The following is a 19,974-nucleotide window of genomic DNA, read 5'->3' on the forward strand; positions in this document are numbered from 1 at the left end:
CTAAACATTTGTTTCTTCTTTATTTATTATATAGTATTGAAGATGATATTTCCATCAAAAAAGCAACAATCATAGATTGCTGCTTTTTGTTTTTAATATTTATAAATTATTATATTTACACTTGTTTTAATTCTTTATTTCTTATAATTAATCTATAGATCAATTCTTCAACAAATGATATACCACTACTGGTTATTAAATATATACCTATAGCTACAGGACTTCTAGATGTTATGATTATGGAGATAATAATAACACTTAGTATATTTTGTTTTAAAGGTTTACTTTCATCAAACTTTCTCAAAACTCCAATGTAATTTAATAAATTGGGACTTATGGAAACCAAAGCATACAGTATAGGAATTATATAGTTATGGTCATAAGCTTTTAGACTTGAAACCCATGGAACTAATATAGAACCTGCATCTATACTATTACCCCTAATAACATTAAACAAAGTTATCAATATTGGGATTTGAAGTAGACCTATAAAAACACCAAAAAATTTGAAACCATTTTGGCTATAGTATTTACCTAACTCTTCATTCATTTTTATTTCATTATCTTTATATTTTTTCTTTATTTCATTAATCTCTGATGTAAGATTTTGCTGGTTTAATAGGGCTGTTTTTTGTTTTATAGATAATGGTATCAACAAAACTTTAACTAATATAGTTAATGCTACTATTGCCAAACCCCAGTCATTAGTAAAGTTAAATAGTATATTTAAAACACCGCTTAGTAAATTAGACATGAAAAATTCATCCTCTCGAAATAGTATTTTAAAACTCGAGTCATTAATCATATCCATTGTTTAATCTGGAAAGTAAAATCTCCATATTTGATATTTTTCATAGGTTCTGTAATCAGTTATATCTAGATATATATTATAATCTAAAAACTTACTTCTCCCAATGCCATAGCAACTAATAGTGGTATATGGAAGCTGAACCTTAAAAGCTCTTAATGCAATATATCCTATGGATATAAAACATACAAAGAACATCATGAAACTTAAAAATGATAAGTAATCAAAATCCATGTTAAAAACTCCTTTTAAAATGAGTTATGTTAACATTATACAATATGGATAATATATCTACAACTTATATATCATACTTTTACTACTTCTAATCATTTAAAATATAGTTTGAAAATCTAAAACTTTATAAAAAAGAACTCATAATGAGCTCTTTCAATTATATTATCTAGCTGCCTTTAATCTTGCTATATCACTCCAGTTATCAGCAGTAGCTATCTCTATTCTTGATATATTTGCTTTAATTTCTGCTAATTCTTCCTTTACTTCGTATTTAAATTCTGTCAAATCCGTAGTCTGCTCTACTACAGCATCTAGTTTTGTAATGATTTGTTTTTGTCCTTCTTCCAACCCTACCACTTTTCCTTCTAGGTTAGTTGCCTTTTCCTCTAGATTAGTTACCTTTTCTTCTAGACCTTTCTGTCCTTCTTCTAGGTTTCCTAACTTTTCCAATACTAATATCTGGAACTCTTCGTTGGTCATAATCATAACCTCCCCTTATCCCTATTCTACATTCTATCCTTAAATGCAATTATATATTAAAAATAAATATCATACAATAAATAATTGAATCTTAATATGATTCCCTATGGGTCTTTACGTGTATCAGTCACATTTCCACAGTCTTTAATATAAGCTCTTGATAATTTATAATATAAAGCTTTTCATATAAGGATAAATCAAGTATTTTTAGTCTTCAGACCTATTTTTTCTTAAAAATTTATATCTTCTGCTATGGATTAACTTTTAAAAACTTTCTTATGATTATTTAATATAGTCTGCATACTAATTTATGGTTAGTTTTATCAAATAGATATAGTTTAGTCTCATCTATAAAAATTTTAATTTTATCTTCTACGTTTTTATTCAATTCATAAGGTACTCTTATAATTAGTTTCTCATCACCAATTTGAATATGAATATAAGTTTCCGCTCCCATATGTTCAACAATATCTACTGTACCTACAAGCTCTATAGAGTTTTGAATTGGTTCAATATGAATATGTTCAGGTCTAATCCCTAAAATCATTTCATCAGATTGCCAATCTATATTTAAGAAAGACTTTGAAATTTTAAAATTTAGTTCTTTATTTCCAGATCTCATATAAGTATTTTCATTATCCATTACTATTTTTACATCTATAAAATTCATCTGTGGTATTCCTATGAAGCCTGCAACAAAAATATTCACGGGATTATCATAAATTTCCATTGGACTTGCAACTTGTTGAACCACTCCATCCTTCATTACTACAATCTTTGTTCCCATAGTCATGGCTTCTGTCTGATCGTGGGTTACATATATAAAGGTGGCGGAGAGTTCTTTATGGAGTTTTATTATTTCTGTTCTCATTTGTACCCTTAACTTAGCATCTAAGTTTGATAGTGGTTCATCCATTAAGAACACATTAGGATTTCTTACGATAGCCCTTCCCAAGGCTACTCTTTGCTGCTGTCCTCCTGATAATGCCTTAGGCTTTCTATCTAGTAATTCCTCAATCTTAATTAATTTTGCTACAAATCTAATCTTTGAATCAATTTCCATCTTTGGTATCTTCCTAAGTTTTAAACCTATTGCCATATTTTCATAAACTGTCATATGAGGATAAAGAGCATAATTTTGAAATACCATTGCTATATCTCTATTCTTTGGCACAACTTTATTAACCTTTTTGCCATCTATAAATAATTCCCCGGCAGTAATATCTTCAAGACCCGCTAACATTCTAAGAACTGTAGATTTTCCACACCCAGAGGGACCAATCAATACAATAAACTCTTTATCTTCTATCTCAAGATTAAAGTCCTCTACTGCAAGTACATTTCCAGGATATATTTTCTTTATATTTTTAAATACTACTTTTCCCAATTTCGTCTCCTCCTTTTGGTTCTTTGCTATTGAACATTGTTATTATAAGCAAAAATGTTAGTATACCTAAAATAAGAAATCCAAAAGTAAGTAGTCTTACTTTATATAAGGTCATATTATAAAAGTCTCCATAACTACTCAGATTCACTTTTGTAGTATTATTTATATTTCGATAAAATTCACGATCAAAAATGTCATTGACTGGTAGAAATCTTCCAGGAATATTGAATTGAAATTTTATAATCCATTGTAATAAAAATATTTCACTAAATATTAATAATACAAGTTTAATAGCCTCTTCAAGTATTTGGCTTATTCTTAAATGTATAATTTCTTTAAAATAATATATCTTAAGCTCTTTCTTTACACTTTTAATTATAACTTTTATCCTCCTTACTAGGATTATTGCTATTAATATAAATAATAAAGAAACTATAAATAGCTTAATTCCTTTATGCCACTCCATAAGGATTCTATTAGTATCAGAATAGTCTGTTATATTTAATGTTTCTTCATCTATTTCTGGAACTCTAATTTTTAAATAATCTATAAACCGATCTTTAAAAAATTCGTCTTCAATATTCACAGTTTTTTGTATAGAAATTATATAAATATGATTATCTAGATTATCTTTTTCATACTCATATCTAATATCATACTTTTCACTTATATATTGTTCTTCTAATAAAATAAAAGGTAGAATCTCTCTATTCATATCAAATAATAACTCCACTCTTTCTGGTTTCAAAGAAAAATCAGTAATTAAGCTCTTCTGATATAAAAATATAGCTGACAGTATAAATATAAGTACTATAATTAATATAATTCTTTTTTTATTCTCCATGAATAGCACCTCTATTATCTGATACTCTCACAATCATTCCATCAATGAGTGGTTTTGTAGTTCTTTCAATAATTTGGGTATCAGAAGAAAAACCACCTTGAATTGCTGCTTCGATTCCATTACTTTCAATTACAGTCACTACTATTTTCACAACTTCATCTCTTTGACTCTTAGATTTCTCTTTCATAATAGCATATATAACACTATCAGAACCTTCTTGATGAATACAAGAATTAGGTACTATATTTGTGTAATATCCTAATGATTTACTTCTGGAGTCACTTGGATTTGACTTTAAATCTCCACTTTTTACTTGTGCTACCTCTACATTAGGTGTCATCATATAACTGATCTTTTGAGTAAATAATGTAAATATCCCCATAGAAATCATGAAAACAACAATAATCTTAGAAATGATTTTTTTATTTTTTCCCTGTTCTTCTCTATTATCTAAGCTTTCTACTTTGACACCGCCCTTAATACTTATACCATTCACTAAATCATCATATGAAAACTGATATAAAAGAATAGGCAATATACTAAATAATGTTCCACAAGCAAATCCTATATCTCTAAATCTTTTACTAGCATTTAATGTAACAGATAATGGCATATCAGCAGTATCCTTAATAAATACCAGGGGTTGCTCTACCATGGACCAATAATTTACAAAAATTAATACAGTAAGTGCATAAACCAGTGATTTGCAAACTGGCAGTACTATTTGTAAAAATAGTCTAAATTCTCCAAATCCATCTATTCTACCTGCATCAAGAATTTCCTTATTTATTCCTCTCATATGCTGTGCCATTAATATAGTTCCAAATGTAGAAAATATATTGGGTATCATTACAGCCATAGGTTTATCTATTATTTTTAATGCTTTTAGAGTAAGATATTGAGCTACAATTGTGGCTTGAAAAGGCATAAGCATTAATATAATATAAAGGCAATATAAAATACCCTTTGTCTTAAATTTGAATCTACTAAAACCATAAGCACTAAGAAGTGATAAAGGGATATTAATACCTATAATCACAAATGTATACATTATGGAGTTCCAAAATCCTATAAAAAAATCTTCCCTCTGGAATAAAGCCCTTCCGTATTGTACAAAAGAAAAATTTCCATCTATACCTTTAAAGGAATAAACTATCATAATCATCATTGGAAGGATGCAGATCAAAGAAAAGATATAAATAAATAAATTTTTAAGTATCTTTTTAGCCATGTTATCCCTCCTAATGATCCAAGTGTTTCTCTTGAAACCTTAAAAAAGCTATTATAAGTATTGAAATTCCCATAACAAGTATAAATGCAGCTGTACTTAACCTCTGATAATTTAGCTTATAAAAATTATTATTCATAAAGTTTTGTAGCAAATATACTGTATTTGGTGGTATATCTCCATATAAGGCGTAGACTTCACGAAACATTAGAAATGAATTAATTATACTTAAGATTACAACAAAAAATATAATTGGAGCTATTAATGGTATTACTATTTTAAAAGCATATTTTATACTAGAGTTAGAATCTAATAAAAATGCTTCTTTATATTCTTTTTCTAATGATGAAATTGCTCCCGTAAAGATAACTATCATATATCCTGTATTTTTGATTATATAAATTAGTATTAGAATTTTCATAGCATTATCCTCACCAAAAAAGGAAATTGGCTGTCTACTAAAAAAAACTAATATCTTATTCATCATGCCATTATTTCCAAATACAACTTCCCAACCCATAAGAGCAGATGCAACTGGTACAATCATGGGAGATAGCATTGCCCATCTCGGAAATCGATATAACTTTTCTGCCATCATAAGACTTAAAAATAATGAAAGCATAGTTACAATAGGAACACCTATAATAATAAAAGTTAAAGTATTTTTTGACGCTAATATAAAAGCAGGATTATTGAAGAGCTCTTTAAAATTATCCAACCCAACAAATTGAACTGTAGATATACCTTTTGTAAATGTATAATATAAACTTAAAAAAAATGGTATGATATAAAATATCAATACTCCTATTAAGCTTGGGAGAATAAAATACCATCCATAAAACTTTTTATCCTCCAATCTTCTCAACTCCTTTCAACTGTATACTTATCTCTCTATTTTTAAATAGCTCATTATACATCTGGTTATTCTTTATTAAATAATCATGGCTTCCACTATCCATAACTCTACCATCGTCAAAAACAAATATTTTATGGCTATCCATGATAGACGATATCTTATGACTAATAAATAATATAATAGATGATTTACTATATTCCTTCATAATCCTCATAATATCTTTTTCAGCCTTACCATCAAGATTTGCCGTAACTTCATCAAAGATATATATTGGCGTATCTCTAAGTAATGCACGAGCTATGCTTAACTTTTGTTTTTGCCCACTCGATAGTGTATATCCACCCTCACCTATAATAGTCCTATATCCTTCAGGTAAAGTTTTTATAAATTCATCTACTCCCACCTTTTTACACATCATTTCTATATCTTCTTCTTTTAAGAATTCACTAGCCAACCTTATGTTATTTATAATTGTATCATTAAAAAAAAATTCTTCTTTTTGAACATAAGTAATATTACTTCTTATAAAGTTATATGAAAACTCAAAATAATCTAATCCATTTATAAAAATATTGCCTGACCTAATATCATAGAGTTTTATTAGCAATTTCGCAAATGTACTTTTTCCACATCCATTTGAACCAACGATACTGTATAAACCAAATTTATCAATATTAATTGTCATATCCCTTAAAACATTTTCTTTTTCATCTCCATAAGAGAATATCATATCTACGCATTTCAATGTAGGATCATTGTATTTTTCAAATATTAATTCGTTACTATCCTCAGACTCCTCACTCATTACTTCAATAATCCTATTTAAAGATACCATTACCTCTTGTAAGCTAATATTTATACTAAATACCTGTGATATAGATGAAAATAATTTATTTATATAGGTGTTAAAAGATACCATCAAACCAATTGTTAGAATTCCATCATTTATCAATAGAGCAGATAAATATATTATGTATAGAGACGAAATCGTGATAATTAAGCTATTAGCCAACTGTATAATATTTCCCAAATGTATAGATCTTTTTAAAAGATTAAATTCATTTTCAATAAAACTCTTATATTTATCATTGATTTTATTCTCTAACTGAAAACTTTTAATTCCTGTATTATTTGAAAACATTTCATTCTGAAAACTAAAATACTTATCGCTAAACTTTTTTCTTTGTTCAGTCAGTTCTTTAAAATATTTTCTAGCAAAATAAGTAACTAAAAAGGTCATAGGTATATAAAATATTGCAACGGAAGATAGACGTATAGAGATGACTATCACAAAGTATAGAGAAACTATCATATTAATAACTATATGAAGAGTGTTAGTAATTAGATTTATTCCAAAAGAAACTATACTATCAGTATCTCCGTTTAAACGTGAGATCAATTCTCCAACCTCATATTTGTTATATGCTAAAGTCCTCATTCTTATTATCTTATCAAATAACTCTATTTGTGCATTCTTAGATAACCTAAAATTAACGACTTTTCCCACATAGCCTTCTAACATACTTAATAAATTAGTGAATATGATTATGAAAAAATAAATTATAATCAGCTTAATTAAAAAATCCATGTCTCCTAATGTAATACTATCTAAAATTTTTCCATATAAATATGGACTTATATTTGCAACCAAGGATCCTATAAATATTAATCCTATAATTAAAATCAAATGTGTCTTACCTATATAAATATATTTTTTAAAAAACCATTTTAATTTTTCTCTATCAGTTTTATTTATATTCATTTTTGATCTCTCCATCCCAATATCTATTTTATATTAATACTAAGCCCACAACAGAGTATGAGTTATGGGCTTAGTCAGCATAATTCGATTAATATATTTCTAGATATTAGATTATTCCCGAATAAAAATTCTAATATTTTTATTCATTCAATCTAACAATTACATTTTTTTCTGCTTTCTTGAGTGCCTCGTCGAGTGTCATTTCTCCGTTCATATAAAAACTAATAGGATTTGAAATATCAAATCTTAAATAACCCATATTATATAAATAATCTATTCTATGAGAGTTTTGTATAGTAGCTTTGTTGTATCTATCCACGCTACTACCTGAAAGATAATAGGTTGCATCCTCTATCATTCTATAGACACCCTTTTTATTAATAGGCATTCCTGTTCTATCTCTTGATGCAATAAACTGAATATCTTCCTCTAATAAAAAGCTTAAAAATTTCCATGCATTTTCTTTTTTATCCGACCGATTATTTATTGAATACATCCTCATACTATAACCAATCCTATTGTCATTTCTTTCTCCAGTAAAATTAGGTATCATTCGGCTTTTGTTAGTTTTATTATATTCATCAAAGTGAACTAACATATCACCATAATAGTGATCTCGATTAACTGTTAAAGCTAGTAATGAACCATGGAGGTTATCAAGCAAATTGTACTCCCAATCAGTGTGTACCAAGTTCTTACTTTCGCTACACTCCTTAAACTTTATCAAAAGATCTTTAAACCATCTCTGATTTAAATCTACTTCCTTAGTTTCTAAGTTAATTAAATCAGGCATATTTGCTATAAGTAAATCATTTCCGAAAACTTCCCAAGGGCTTCTTCCTTCCATATTTTTTGTAAATAAATGTGTATCAGGAGCTTTCTCTTCTATTATTTTCACAATATCCAATACTTGTGACCAAGACATATTATTGAAATCTATATCAAGTCCTAATTGTTTTTCTAAATCTTCATTTAATTCATATTGATAAAATATATAGTTAATAGGCAATGCTCGGATAGTGTTATTAATCTTGATGGCATTTAATACATCCTTGTTTAAGTCTTCATAATTTTTATCATTTTCTATTAAGTTTGTTAAATCCATAAATACATCGGTTCTCAAAATATCTTGATAATCAAATCCAGAACCTCCCGTTTGAACAATATCTCCTATATCTCCTGCTATGATATCTAAAGTCAACTTAACTCCATACTCTTGATCATTTTCTAGAAAAGCATCATAGTTATTATAGGTATAGATATATTCTATATGCTCCCTAGGATATTTAAGCTCATAGCGCTTGATAGCTTCTTCTATAAAATCGTTCCTATAGGGAGCAGTTATAGTAAGGCTAGTCTCCCTCATTGGTCTTTCACCTTCTTGTTTTGTATATAAATAGTAAAACAATTTTATATCGCTTAGTTCAAGACCTTCATTATTCCTTTCTTCAGTTTGCAGAGAAAAATAGAGTTCATCATTTTTTCCAACCATGAAATCTTTTATATAATAATCATCTAATAAATATGTTGAATCCCTTCCAAATTCAAATGCTGTTTTTATGAATTCACCATCATTAGAATTAAATACATTAATTTTTTCATCAAATCCATATATTAGTTTTCCATCTTCTGAGAATCTGATAGGATTCAATTTACGTGAAGTATTTTGGAATATTTCATCTCCATTTGCTGAATCAATCATAAAAAATCCACTAACTGGTAAATCCTCAGTACTTGTAGTTGTATACACACAGCGTTCTTTATAATCTACATCAAAACTCATTGTATTTTTGTATGAGTTCTTGAGCTCACCTGTTTTTGTAAATATTTGAAGTATAGGCTGAGTATCAGTTCCAGCTAGTATATATATATAATTTTTAGTAACCCTCATCTCCATAACATAAATATAGGAATTATCATAAATATGTCCTTTAAAGTCTTTTAATGCTATTCTATCTTTTTCATTTCCTTTCTTATCAAATGAACTAACTATGACATCCTCACTTTCTTTGTCATAGTTTACATTCCAAAAAACATTCTCGTAAATCCAATATCCATTTCCCGATATTATCTCCTTATTTGGAATCTCATAAATATTTTCTTCGGTTTTAAATTCTCTTAAATAGAGCTTTTCTCCATCTATAATTCTAACGATTTCATCATCATGTCTTAATAGATTATAAAATCCATTCCATTCTTCTTCTCCTATAAAGTTTTCAACGTAATAAAATCTTTCACTTTCGCCCCCTTTTTCTGTATCATTTTTATTTTCCCCAAAAGTCTCATTTCCATCATACTTATTGCTCTCGGTACTGTTATAATCCTTATTCTTTATAATAAAAAAAACACCCACTATAATTATAAATAGTAATATTACAGATAGTATAATTATTTTATTCCTTTTATTTTCCATGTTACCACCTATTTTTTGTTAGTCATTATTTTCTTCGTTTCAAAGTCTAACCACCAATTACTTCCTTCCCAATGGTATTTCCTTGACATTTCATTCCACCAAGAATCAAACTGATGCACAGTCTTTCCATAATCTTTTATTAATTTATCATAAAGTTCCTGATTATTTGTATCAATTATTTTAGTTAGATTTTCAAGTGCTATTTTCTTTTCAAATAAATCTTCAATTTCTTTAAACTCAGCCTCATTTAATTCCCAAACTTCTTTTATATTTATCATATAATCCTCCCTTTCATTTTACTAACTGCAAAACAATAGGATTTGCCCAACTTGCTTACACAAGTTGGGCGAACTTCTCTCAACAATTACAGTAAACTATTATTTGCTGACATACCAGATCCATGTGCACATTCTCTAGCGCAACTTCCAGCACAAGTATGACCACATTCGTCAGAACATCCTCCTCCACAGTCATAGTTGCAGGTATCATCACAGCTTCCTCCACATCTCCCACTACATCCTACACCACAATTTCTCATACATACATCGTTACAACTTGACAGTTCGGCCATAGATGTAATCGGATTACTAATGATGTTTTGCCTAATCTTACTATCATATGACATAAGATTGTCCCCCTTCTAATTATATTTGTGAAATCCTATTGGACATATCACACTAAATCAATACTCCCCTTTTTTAATTCTTCTAAATCCTTATATCTTAATTCTTAGGGTTTATATTTATAGTAACCTGCAAACTCATTATTGTTTTTAACAAACCTTGATATTGGATCTAAATAATCATTTTCTTTTATTTCTAATTTATTTGTGTTAGGTATTATTGAACAATTCTTAAGCTTAGTTTTTAACTCTAAGGCAACTACTCTCTCTATATGACTCTTCCTGCACTGAAACGAGGGTGAAACATTATACTCTTTTGTATTTTTTTTATTAATATAAACGCAATCGCTACATTGATATGCATCACAGATTCTACAAAGGTTACTATTTTCAATCCCATATAAGTAACTACCATATTCCTTTATAATTCCTTCCCTAGCGTCTCCAATAAAGCTATCTTCATTATTTGAAAAATCGGCACAGCAAGTATAAATTTTACCTAACGGAGATAATGCGAATGTATTTTCACCAGCTTGACAATTGTCATGTTTTTCTAAAAACAAAATATCCGTTAATAAATTAACTTCTTTCAATATTCCCTGTTCTCCCCATGTTCTTATAATTGTATCACTTATCTTTTCCATTTGTTCTTTATATGTTTCTTCATTAAAGTGTCTATCTAATTCTGTTATATTTACATTAATCCTATTTGAAAATTTAATCAACTCATCAATTGCTTTATTTAATTCTTTTATTTCATCTTCTTTTACATTTAGTATTATATTATCAATAAATACTTTTTCATTCCAAATATTCTCCATATCATATGCTGGTAGTATTCGTCTAAATCCTTGTTCTTGTGCTAGATTATAATATCTTATAGGGACTATATGCAATATGTCATAACCTATATATTCTTCTTTTGTTCTTAAAGTTTTTCCACTTTTCCCATGAACAAATATGGGAATCATAAAATTTTCTTGTGCATAATTTAAACCTTCAAGAATTACATTATCACTCATTTCATTATCATCATCATTTTGATTTTCATAACAACAATAGGTTATATAGTCATCTGACAATAAAAAGTAAAGTGACTTTTTATTTATCCTATTATTTTGTCTTTCTATTCCATGTACATTATATAACTTAGAAAAAAAGTAATTATTTGCTCTAACTCTAGCCTTATGCATATTACATATATATTTAGCACGGTAAAAATTAGTAGGTACCGGAGCTTCATCATAATTAAAGCCTTGGCAAAAACCACATCCTGTAGCTATCTCACAATTTAAACATTCAGAATCACTTTGAAGTCGATTAGTAGATAGTACAAAAGGTCTAACCTTCTCCATGTCTACTCCATTCTTTATATCACCCACTGACCATTCTTCATGATTATTTAATGAATACCCATAGTATCTGATGCAAGGGTAAATATTCCCATTTGGTGACAATGCGATCATCTTCCCTGCTCCACAATACGTTTTATCCATATCTTCTTCATTATAGGGATATCCTATAGTTTCATCAAAAAATGAGCAATAGTAGCCATTATCATATAATTTATTATCAATTACATAGTCTGCTAATTTTTTTAACTGTTCTTCTAATATCTTATCATCACCGTTTTTCCAGACATCTTCAAAGACAACATTAGCACTAACTTCTTTTATATCTCTATTCCACAAAGATAAAATACTATCATACAGTAAAGGTAAATCATCACTGGCAAATGTCATCTTAGTTGATCCCCTAAATTGCTTTAGCCATAAATCAATATTTTCGTTTATTTTATCAAATGAACCTGAACCATCTGGAAAAACTCTTTGCATATCATGTTTCTCCTTAGTTCCATCTACTGATATGGTTACAGAAATTTTATTAAGATTTTTCTTGATAAATCTTTGAACTTCAGTGGATGAATAATTAACTCCATTTGTACAAATACTTATCCTATAATTCCAATACCAATCATGATCTAATTCAAATGCCCTTAGCTTAAAATAATCTGCTATTTTCTCAATAAGCTTGGCTTCTATTAATGGTTCTCCACCAATAAATTCCAATATTACAGCTTCCGAATATTTCATCTCATCAGTTGTAAGCAACCGATCAATAAATATTCTAGCAGTATCAAAATCCATCTTATTGTCAGATTTCTTGTGAGTTATATAACAATATTTGCATCTTAAGTTACAATCATCTGTAACCACAAATGTCACCGTCTGTGCTCTATCAGCATGCCAACTCCTAACAGACTTCCCAAAGGTATAATTGTTACTATTCATTCTACTCCCCCCGTTTATTCTGATATATTCATAAATTGTATATATTTGCTATTATATATCATCATAATTAACTCTATTTCATCTATGATTTCTTATGTTCATTACTCAAACTTCGCAGTTGATTTTCCTAGTCAAACCTTGTAGTTTCAATAGTTGACTAAACTTAACTTCAAGTTTGTAGATACACAAGTGTGTTTTAACCTACACAAGATTTATATATCTTAAACAATGAAATTTGGAAATACTCAATAAATCTATGAGGTTATTTTGTATATAAATTAACATACAAGAATGGTAAAGTCCACTTATTTCGTTCGCCTATTTTCGACAAATATAGCACAAAACATAGGTTTTGTCGTACTGATATTATTTTTTGCTATCCTTAAATCTAATTGTAAGGTGTCATACAAATCAAAATGAAGTGTTTTTAGGGTTTATGTTCTTAAAAGCAATATAAGGTATATATAGTTCTGGTCGAATATTGAATTTTTAAGGTTTACAAGAGAATATTTATATGCGAAGTTTGAGTAATACAATTAACTTTATTGTCTATTAATTGCATTTTAAATTATTAATATAAATCTTACCATAATTTTACTACTAAAATAAGGCTTAAATTTTTTTAATATGATATTTCAAAAAAGAACTCATAATGAGTTCTAAGGTTATATTATTAACTATTTCTATTCTTAATATTTTTGATCTCAACTAATTCTTCTTTTACTTAATAATCTGCATTAACTTTCCATTTATAATATCCGTTGTTTAAATTCTTTTCCAATGCTATAATAATAGTAAATTCAATGATTAAGGAGGGTTTTATGAAACTAAATTATAAACGAACGTTTTTTATTGGTTTAGCATTTTTATCGATTTCTTCTTTTTGGCAATTATATGATAATATAATACCTCTTATTTTACACAATACCTTTGGAATTGGAGAAACTATGACAGGAACTATAATGGCTCTAGATAACATACTGGCATTATTTTTACTTCCTTTCTTTGGTACTCTTTCTGATAAGATAAATACTCCTTTTGGAAAAAGGACTCCCTTTATTATTATTGGGACAACCATAGCTGTTATATGTATGATGTTAATTCCTGTAGCAAATAATAGTCAAAACTTTATGTTGTTTTTTATATCTTTAGGAGTAGTATTGATTTCCATGAGTATTTATCGTTCACCTGCTGTTGCATTAATGCCTGACCTTACACCTAAAGTCCTTAGAAGTAAGGCAAATTCCATAATCAATCTTATGGGTGCAGTAGGAGCTATCTTTACTCTTTTAATGATTAGCATATTAATTCCTAAAGAAGCTTCACCTAATTATACGAGTATATTTTTAGCCGTTGCTATTTTAATGGTATTTTCAGTTATAATTCTTGTAATTACCATTAGAGAAAATAGATTATCTAAAGAAGTAGCCATGATTGATTCATATGAAGATGAAGAATTGAACTTAGGTAGTTTGAATTCTAGCACAGCAATGGACAAGGATATAAAAAGGAGCTTAGGTTTTTTGTTAGCATCAATTTTCTTATGGTTTACAGCTTATAATGCTGTTACTACTGCATTTTCTAGATACGCTACTATAGTTTGGGGTTTACAAGGTGGAGGCTTTGCCAATGCTCTTATGGTTGCTACAGGTGCTGCTATTCTTTCCTATATACCTATAGGAATTGTATCCAGTAGCATAGGTAGAAAGAAAACAATTATTGGTGGAATTTTACTAATGAGTGCTTCTTATTTTTGTGGTTTTTTATTCAAGACCTATTCACCATTAATCAATTTAGTATTTGCATTTACAGGCATTGGATGGGCTGCCATTAGTGTCAATTCGTATCCTATGGTTGTTGAAATGAGCCGTAACTCTGATATAGGAAAATATACTGGCTTATATTATACGTTTTCCATGTCTGCACAAATTTTCACTCCTATATTATCTGGCTTTTTACTGGAAAATGTGTCCTATAAAACCTTATTTCCATACTCCTTTATATTCTCTCTATTATCTTTATGTACAATGTTAATGGTTCACCATGGAGATTCTAAACCTGTGAAAAAAGGAAGTACATTGGAACATTTTGATTTGGAAGACTAATTTTAAGGAGTGTAGTTGATGTTTACTTTTATTGTGAAATTTATTTTTATTATAATCATTTTTTATTTTTTGTTTATAATGCCAAAGATAGTAAATAAACCTGATTTAAGTAAATTTGTGAACAAATATTATACCCATAGAGGATTTCACAAAGAAAAGCACATTACACCTGAAAACTCTTTGGCTGCCTTTAGTTTAGCAGTGCAAAATAATTTTGGAATAGAATTTGATGTTCAGTTATCAAAAGATGGTATTCCTGTTATATTCCATGATTTTAATTTAAATAGAGTATGTGGTATAGATAAAAATGTTAATGAATTGACTTTTAATGAATTAAGAAAACTAAATTTATTTGATTCAAAGGAAAAGATTCCTCATTTAAAGGAATTGTTGGATTTAGTCAATGGACAAGTACCTTTAATTGTAGAAATAAAATCTAGCTCAAATGATATGTCAGTTTGTTCAGTAGTTGCTTCTTATTTAGATGGTTATAAGGGTGTTTATTGTGTAGAATCTTTTAATCCCTTAGCTGTTATTTGGTATAAGAAAAATAGACCTAAAGTTATTAGGGGACAACTTTCTATGAATTATCTTAAAGATAAAAAAGAACAGAATAAATTAGTATCATTTTTATTACAATATTTATTGTTTAATTTTCTAACTAAGCCTAATTTTATTGCCTATGATTACAGATATTATAATAATCTTTCTTTGATTCTATGTAGAAAATTTTATGGTATTGCTACAGTAGCATATACTATTCCATCAAAATTAGAGTTAGAAAAATATTTAAACCGATTTGATTTATTTATATTTGAAAATTTCATACCTAATAATTCATATAAAAAAACTAGCTAAGATTTTCCATAGCTAGTTTTTTATATTTACTTTTCCACTAAAAATATATTTACATCAAATTCACCAATATCAGTTTTCAACGGTATAAGTAATGATTTCTTATTTGCTGCTGACATTGATTTATACTCTCCCACAATAACCTGTGGCGGAGTAATATCACATATATAATCATATGATGTTAAATTTGTTACTGCATTTCCACCAATTATATTTGCTACCTCTCCTAAGGCAGAAGAAACAAAATTATCTATTTCATTTAGTTCCATACCTGACATTATCTTAACCATTTCCAATGCTGTATTATTTTTAAAACCAAATAGGATTGATCCCTTTAAATCTCCTGTAATTCCCAACAGTATATTTGTTTCTTTGCTACATACCATTCCTTCTATTACTTTTAAGTCGCCTTTTTCTACTGGTAAATCAAGCATTAGACGAAATACATCTTGAGTTGCTCCATAGAATGAATTTACATATTCTGCTTTCATTATGCTTCCACCTCTTTGCTATTTACATACTCCCCAATTTTTTGATCCATCTTACCAACGTGCATAATTAACCATGTCATAAGTTTTGCACTAAATTCCTGTAACTTTTCTTCAGTGAATTCTCCTTGTTCAAATATTTTAACGTAGTCATTAACTCCTTCTTTAAAAACTCTATGTGCTTCTTTGTGTATTTCAATATCAGGATAACCAATGGATTTTTGGTATTCTTCTTCATCATCAAAGTGAAACACTACATAGTCTTTCATAAATTCCATAGTTTCTTTCACATTGTCCAATCTATCTTCCCATGGTCTTTCTTTATCTTGAACAATTTTTATGAATTCCGATAGTCTTTTGAAAAGCTCTATATGCTGGTCATCAATTAAATCTACACCTATTCTATATTTATCTTTCCACATCATAATACCCCTACTTTCTATATAAATACTATACTACTATATCTAATATTTCTATATCCTGCTCTTTAAGAAAATCCACAAACTTATCTCCTGTTTTTATTATGGGTTTAGTTTCGTCCTGTGGATGTACATATACTATTATTCCAGTGGTACCATCACTTAGCAAAACGGTGTTCCCTACATAAAATCTAGAAATGTTCTTTAAGAATACTTGTGTAATATGCGAATCTAAAGATGTAAAACTTTCTTGTCTAAGATAATCTGCTGCTCTAAGGGGTGAATCCTTATGTTTATATACCCTATTAGATGTAAGTGCATGATATATATCACATATAGCTATTATTTTAGCATATAGATGTATATCCTTCTCACTAACCCCATTTGGATAACCTGTACCATCTATTTTTTCATGATGCTGCAATACCCCTAATAAAATATCATTATTAAACTTTTTTGTATCTAAAAGTATTTTATAACCATAAAATGAATGTTTTTTCATCTCCATAGCTTCATCTTCAGTTAATTTACTAGGTTTATTTATTATATCTTGTGATATCTTTAATTTCCCCAAATCGTGAAAAAGTGCGGCTATGGATAAATCAAAAATTTGATTTTTAGAAAGTCCCAACCATTTACCTAAGGCAATGGATAATATAGACACTCCCAAGCTGTGGTTAAATGTATAATCGTCTTTTTTCTTTAATAATCTCATTTGAGTAAGTATATCTCTTTCTTTAGACACTTCATCTACAAAATCATTCATTACTTTTAATATTTTATCTGTTTCTAGTTTGTTCTCCATTTTAACTTCATCAAATATATTATCTAAGATGTCGCCTAAATTATTATAGGACTCTTTCAAATCATTATTATAAATCAATTTAGGAATTTCTTCTTCCCGTATAAAAACATCATCAACTTTATTAATAATTAATTTATCAATTAATTCTTTGGTTATAACTGTATTTTTTGGAATCAATATAACTCCAGTTTTAAAGTCCATTACATCCCTATCTAAAATCATACCTATATCTAGTTTTGTAACCTCTATATTTTTACTCAAGTTATCGCCCCTTTAAGAAATAGTTGATTTCCCATTTTAATACAATTATATATTAAAAAAAAATATAAAACAACAATTTGCTTTAAATTTCCACTTAAAAAGACAAGAGAAATCTTCTCCTGTCTTCTATAATATCCTATCCATTAAATTCAAAAAATTTTTATACCCTATTTTTTCTATATCTTCTTTAGTAAATCCTCTTTCTTTAAGCTTCAATATAAAGTCCTTTCCCTTAGAAATATTTTCTAATCCTTTAGTTCCTATATAATCATCTTCAATAAAAGTATTAGCTGCATCTTTTCCAATATATTCAAAAAAGTCGAATCCCAAAGCAACTTTATCTATTCCTATGAGGTTTATAATATGCTCAATATGATTTATTAAGTAATCTACATTTCTCTTATTTTTATCTTCATGAATAAATTCATTAAAGGCATTTATCCCCACAAGTCCATTTACTTCTCCAATTGCCTTTATTTGTTCATCAGTTAAATTCCTTGGAACATTACATAGTGTCCTTGAATTAGAGTGAGATGCTATAAATGGTTTTCTTGCTACATTATAAATATCCCAAAAAGTTTTATCGTTGGCATGACTAACATCTAAAATCATTCCTATGGATTCCATAATCCCAATGGCTTCTTTACCCAAAGCAGTAAGACCTCTATTTAGAGTTCCTCTTGCTCCAGTTCCTAAAGAATTCTCTTCATTCCATGTTAAACTTCCATGCCTAAATCCTAATTGATACAAAGTATATATATTTTCTATCTCCTCACCAATTCCACTTAATCCTTCTAATCCTAGTAAGACTGCAATTTTCTTTTCGTCCATGGCTTGATAGAAGTCATTACTATTGTATATTACCTTTATTATGTCTTTGCTTTCCCATAATTCTACACTCATAGCCTTAATATTTTCAATAAGTCTTTCCTTTGGTCTACTAGTATGTGGAGGGTCAATCCATATAACAAATATTCCTCCAACCATATTACCTTTTTTAAATCTTTCCAAATGATAATCTCTAATAATATTTTTCAAGCCTTTTTTTCTTTTTTCAGTTACATCAGCCCATATATCTCCATGTATATCAAATAACATAATCATAACACTCCTAACAATAGTTTTCAGTTATATTATCATTATCTGAATAAATAATATACAAACACAATAAATAACTAATAATCTAAATATCATACTTTCAAATTTACTATTGGTCTTAATTGTAATGGGAAAAGATATATTGTTATTTAAGGGATAGAATAATTTTACTCCTTTGGAAGTGAATAAGTCTGCTACTATATGTAAGAAATATCCTATTATAAATCCGGAATATATGGCATCTAATCCATAATCTAATTTACCTAGTGATACTATAGATGTTGATGCAAGAAAGCCCATTATACTATGTGTAAAACCTCGATGACTTGAAATACCTACGAGAAAAGATCCTATACCAAGAAACAAAAAAATCTTGGATTTCATTAGGTAATATAAATATATAAATATACCTCCTATAAATATATAAAATAAAACTCTATAAAAATTATTTTTAATCAATAATATCTTCTGATTTATTTTACCTTTTGGGTGGTCTAAATCTGGAATTAAAGAACTTATTGCCGAAGCCACTACTATTATAAACTGATTTTCTAAGGGTTGCCCATAGGATATAGTTAGAGCTGCTGTGATTCCTATTGCCATATGTGTTTTTCCTGTCATAAATACTCTCCTATTGCTGTCTATTCCTTTTTAATCCAAAAAGTAAGGGACAATTATTTAGTCCCCTTATTATTTCTCCTCTATTATCCCTAATTTTTTAAGTACTATATTATATCCTTCTGAGCCATAATTTAATGATCTATTGATTCTACTTATAGTTGCAGTACTAGCACCTGTTTCAGACTCTATTTCATTATAAGTCTTATTTGTTTTAAGAAGTTTAGCTACCTCTAATCTCTGTGCTATTGCTTGGATTTCCTTTATTGTACATATATCTTCAAAAAATCTATAACATTCTTCTTGATTTTCCAGAAGTAAAATCGCTTCAAAAAAGCTATCTACTTGATCTGATTTTATCTTTGAATTAAACTCCATTTTTCTTCCTCCCAGAATCATA

Annotated in this window: 20 protein-coding genes; 2 read left to right on the plus strand and 18 right to left on the minus strand. The window is 28.2% G+C overall.

Going from position 1 to position 19,974, the window contains the following annotated elements; all coding sequences use genetic code 11:
• Nucleotides 1-115: 115 nt before the first annotated feature.
• The 12 genes from FYJ83_RS02280 to FYJ83_RS02335 form a co-directional block, all read right to left on the minus strand.
• Entirely contained in the window at nt 116-754 is a 639-nt protein-coding gene (locus FYJ83_RS02280) for a YidC/Oxa1 family membrane protein insertase (protein WP_195837893.1), read from the minus strand.
• Between the two features lie 60 nt (nt 755-814).
• The gene (locus FYJ83_RS02285) at nt 815-1,042 is read right to left on the minus strand and encodes a hypothetical protein (protein WP_154438696.1); all 228 of its coding nucleotides are present in this window, start codon (nt 1,040-1,042) and stop codon (nt 815-817) included.
• Nucleotides 1,043-1,204: 162 nt separating this feature from the next.
• Nucleotides 1,205-1,522 carry a hypothetical protein gene (locus FYJ83_RS02290; RefSeq protein ID WP_154438698.1) on the minus strand — a complete coding sequence of 106 codons (318 nt, stop codon included), beginning with the start codon at nt 1,520-1,522 and terminating at the stop codon, nt 1,205-1,207.
• Nucleotides 1,523-1,808: 286 nt separating this feature from the next.
• Nucleotides 1,809-2,909 carry an ABC transporter ATP-binding protein gene (locus tag FYJ83_RS02295; RefSeq protein ID WP_154438700.1) on the minus strand — a complete coding sequence of 367 codons (1,101 nt, stop codon included), beginning with the start codon at nt 2,907-2,909 and terminating at the stop codon, nt 1,809-1,811.
• The gene (locus FYJ83_RS02300) at nt 2,890-3,753 is read right to left on the minus strand and encodes a hypothetical protein (protein WP_154438702.1); all 864 of its coding nucleotides are present in this window, start codon (nt 3,751-3,753) and stop codon (nt 2,890-2,892) included. Before FYJ83_RS02300 ends, FYJ83_RS02295 begins: the two co-directional genes overlap by 20 nt.
• Entirely contained in the window at nt 3,743-4,984 is a 1,242-nt protein-coding gene (locus FYJ83_RS02305; protein ID WP_154438704.1) for a carbohydrate ABC transporter permease, read from the minus strand. Before FYJ83_RS02305 ends, FYJ83_RS02300 begins: the two co-directional genes overlap by 11 nt.
• 10 nt (nt 4,985-4,994) lie before the next feature.
• A complete protein-coding gene (locus FYJ83_RS02310; RefSeq protein WP_154438706.1) occupies nt 4,995-5,837 on the minus strand; it encodes a carbohydrate ABC transporter permease in 843 nt (280 codons plus the stop codon).
• A complete protein-coding gene (locus FYJ83_RS02315; protein WP_195837894.1) occupies nt 5,827-7,599 on the minus strand; it encodes an ABC transporter ATP-binding protein in 1,773 nt (590 codons plus the stop codon). Before FYJ83_RS02315 ends, FYJ83_RS02310 begins: the two co-directional genes overlap by 11 nt.
• Nucleotides 7,600-7,738: 139 nt before the next feature.
• Nucleotides 7,739-10,012 carry an ABC transporter substrate-binding protein gene (locus FYJ83_RS02320; protein WP_154438710.1) on the minus strand — a complete coding sequence of 758 codons (2,274 nt, stop codon included), beginning with the start codon at nt 10,010-10,012 and terminating at the stop codon, nt 7,739-7,741.
• Nucleotides 10,013-10,020: 8 nt separating this feature from the next.
• Nucleotides 10,021-10,290: a CXXX repeat peptide modification system protein gene (locus FYJ83_RS02325; protein ID WP_154438712.1), complete on the minus strand. Its 270-nt coding sequence runs from the start codon at nt 10,288-10,290 to the stop codon at nt 10,021-10,023.
• An 86-nt stretch (nt 10,291-10,376) separates the two neighbouring features.
• Complete coding sequence (locus FYJ83_RS02330) at nt 10,377-10,637, minus strand: hypothetical protein (RefSeq protein WP_154438714.1); 261 nt, start codon at nt 10,635-10,637, stop codon at nt 10,377-10,379.
• Between the two features lie 104 nt (nt 10,638-10,741).
• Nucleotides 10,742-12,925, minus strand: coding sequence for a radical SAM peptide maturase, CXXX-repeat target family (locus tag FYJ83_RS02335; RefSeq protein WP_154438715.1), 2,184 nt, complete (start codon nt 12,923-12,925; stop codon nt 10,742-10,744).
• An 821-nt stretch (nt 12,926-13,746) separates the two neighbouring features.
• Between FYJ83_RS02335 and FYJ83_RS02340 the strand changes: the two genes are divergently transcribed.
• On the plus strand, nt 13,747-15,030 hold the full coding sequence (locus tag FYJ83_RS02340) for an MFS transporter (RefSeq protein ID WP_154438717.1): 1,284 nt from the start codon (nt 13,747-13,749) through the stop codon (nt 15,028-15,030).
• 18 nt (nt 15,031-15,048) lie between these two features.
• Nucleotides 15,049-15,888, plus strand: a complete 840-nt coding sequence (locus FYJ83_RS02345) for a glycerophosphodiester phosphodiesterase family protein (protein ID WP_154438719.1) — start codon at nt 15,049-15,051, stop codon at nt 15,886-15,888.
• 26 nt (nt 15,889-15,914) lie between these two features.
• Here FYJ83_RS02345 and FYJ83_RS02350 read toward each other — a convergent pair whose 3' ends face one another.
• From FYJ83_RS02350 to FYJ83_RS02375, 6 genes are all read right to left on the minus strand, one after another.
• The gene (locus tag FYJ83_RS02350) at nt 15,915-16,376 is read right to left on the minus strand and encodes a chemotaxis protein CheX (RefSeq protein ID WP_154438721.1); all 462 of its coding nucleotides are present in this window, start codon (nt 16,374-16,376) and stop codon (nt 15,915-15,917) included.
• Nucleotides 16,376-16,795: a bacteriohemerythrin gene (locus FYJ83_RS02355; RefSeq protein WP_216585977.1), complete on the minus strand. Its 420-nt coding sequence runs from the start codon at nt 16,793-16,795 to the stop codon at nt 16,376-16,378. Before FYJ83_RS02355 ends, FYJ83_RS02350 begins: the two co-directional genes overlap by 1 nt.
• Nucleotides 16,796-16,823: 28 nt before the next feature.
• The gene (locus tag FYJ83_RS02360; RefSeq protein ID WP_154438725.1) at nt 16,824-17,858 is read right to left on the minus strand and encodes an HD-GYP domain-containing protein; all 1,035 of its coding nucleotides are present in this window, start codon (nt 17,856-17,858) and stop codon (nt 16,824-16,826) included.
• A 126-nt stretch (nt 17,859-17,984) separates the two neighbouring features.
• Entirely contained in the window at nt 17,985-18,956 is a 972-nt protein-coding gene (locus tag FYJ83_RS02365) for a dipeptidase (RefSeq protein ID WP_154438727.1), read from the minus strand.
• 30 nt (nt 18,957-18,986) lie between these two features.
• Nucleotides 18,987-19,577: a metal-dependent hydrolase gene (locus tag FYJ83_RS02370; protein ID WP_154438729.1), complete on the minus strand. Its 591-nt coding sequence runs from the start codon at nt 19,575-19,577 to the stop codon at nt 18,987-18,989.
• A 69-nt stretch (nt 19,578-19,646) separates the two neighbouring features.
• Nucleotides 19,647-19,952 carry a YerC/YecD family TrpR-related protein gene (locus FYJ83_RS02375; RefSeq protein ID WP_154438730.1) on the minus strand — a complete coding sequence of 102 codons (306 nt, stop codon included), beginning with the start codon at nt 19,950-19,952 and terminating at the stop codon, nt 19,647-19,649.
• Between the last annotated feature and the right edge of the window lie 22 nt (nt 19,953-19,974).

Source organism: Tissierella pigra, assembly GCF_009695605.1.
Taxonomy (GTDB): domain Bacteria; phylum Bacillota; class Clostridia; order Tissierellales; family Tissierellaceae; genus Tissierella; species Tissierella pigra.

Coding starts and splice junctions, on each gene's coding strand:
- FYJ83_RS02280 (WP_195837893.1), bottom strand. CDS start 754: ATGTCTAATTTACTAAGCGGTGTTTTAAATATACTATTTAACTTTACT.
- FYJ83_RS02285 (WP_154438696.1), bottom strand. CDS start 1,042: ATGGATTTTGATTACTTATCATTTTTAAGTTTCATGATGTTCTTTGTA.
- FYJ83_RS02290 (WP_154438698.1), bottom strand. CDS start 1,522: ATGACCAACGAAGAGTTCCAGATATTAGTATTGGAAAAGTTAGGAAAC.
- FYJ83_RS02300 (WP_154438702.1), bottom strand. CDS start 3,753: ATGGAGAATAAAAAAAGAATTATATTAATTATAGTACTTATATTTATA.
- FYJ83_RS02305 (WP_154438704.1), bottom strand. CDS start 4,984: ATGGCTAAAAAGATACTTAAAAATTTATTTATTTATATCTTTTCTTTG.
- FYJ83_RS02315 (WP_195837894.1), bottom strand. CDS start 7,599: ATGAATATAAATAAAACTGATAGAGAAAAATTAAAATGGTTTTTTAAA.
- FYJ83_RS02320 (WP_154438710.1), bottom strand. CDS start 10,012: ATGGAAAATAAAAGGAATAAAATAATTATACTATCTGTAATATTACTA.
- FYJ83_RS02325 (WP_154438712.1), bottom strand. CDS start 10,290: ATGATAAATATAAAAGAAGTTTGGGAATTAAATGAGGCTGAGTTTAAA.
- FYJ83_RS02330 (WP_154438714.1), bottom strand. CDS start 10,637: ATGTCATATGATAGTAAGATTAGGCAAAACATCATTAGTAATCCGATT.
- FYJ83_RS02335 (WP_154438715.1), bottom strand. CDS start 12,925: ATGAATAGTAACAATTATACCTTTGGGAAGTCTGTTAGGAGTTGGCAT.
- FYJ83_RS02340 (WP_154438717.1), top strand. CDS start 13,747: ATGAAACTAAATTATAAACGAACGTTTTTTATTGGTTTAGCATTTTTA.
- FYJ83_RS02345 (WP_154438719.1), top strand. CDS start 15,049: ATGTTTACTTTTATTGTGAAATTTATTTTTATTATAATCATTTTTTAT.
- FYJ83_RS02350 (WP_154438721.1), bottom strand. CDS start 16,376: ATGAAAGCAGAATATGTAAATTCATTCTATGGAGCAACTCAAGATGTA.
- FYJ83_RS02355 (WP_216585977.1), bottom strand. CDS start 16,795: ATGTGGAAAGATAAATATAGAATAGGTGTAGATTTAATTGATGACCAG.
- FYJ83_RS02365 (WP_154438727.1), bottom strand. CDS start 18,956: ATGTTATTTGATATACATGGAGATATATGGGCTGATGTAACTGAAAAA.
- FYJ83_RS02370 (WP_154438729.1), bottom strand. CDS start 19,577: ATGACAGGAAAAACACATATGGCAATAGGAATCACAGCAGCTCTAACT.
- FYJ83_RS02375 (WP_154438730.1), bottom strand. CDS start 19,952: ATGGAGTTTAATTCAAAGATAAAATCAGATCAAGTAGATAGCTTTTTT.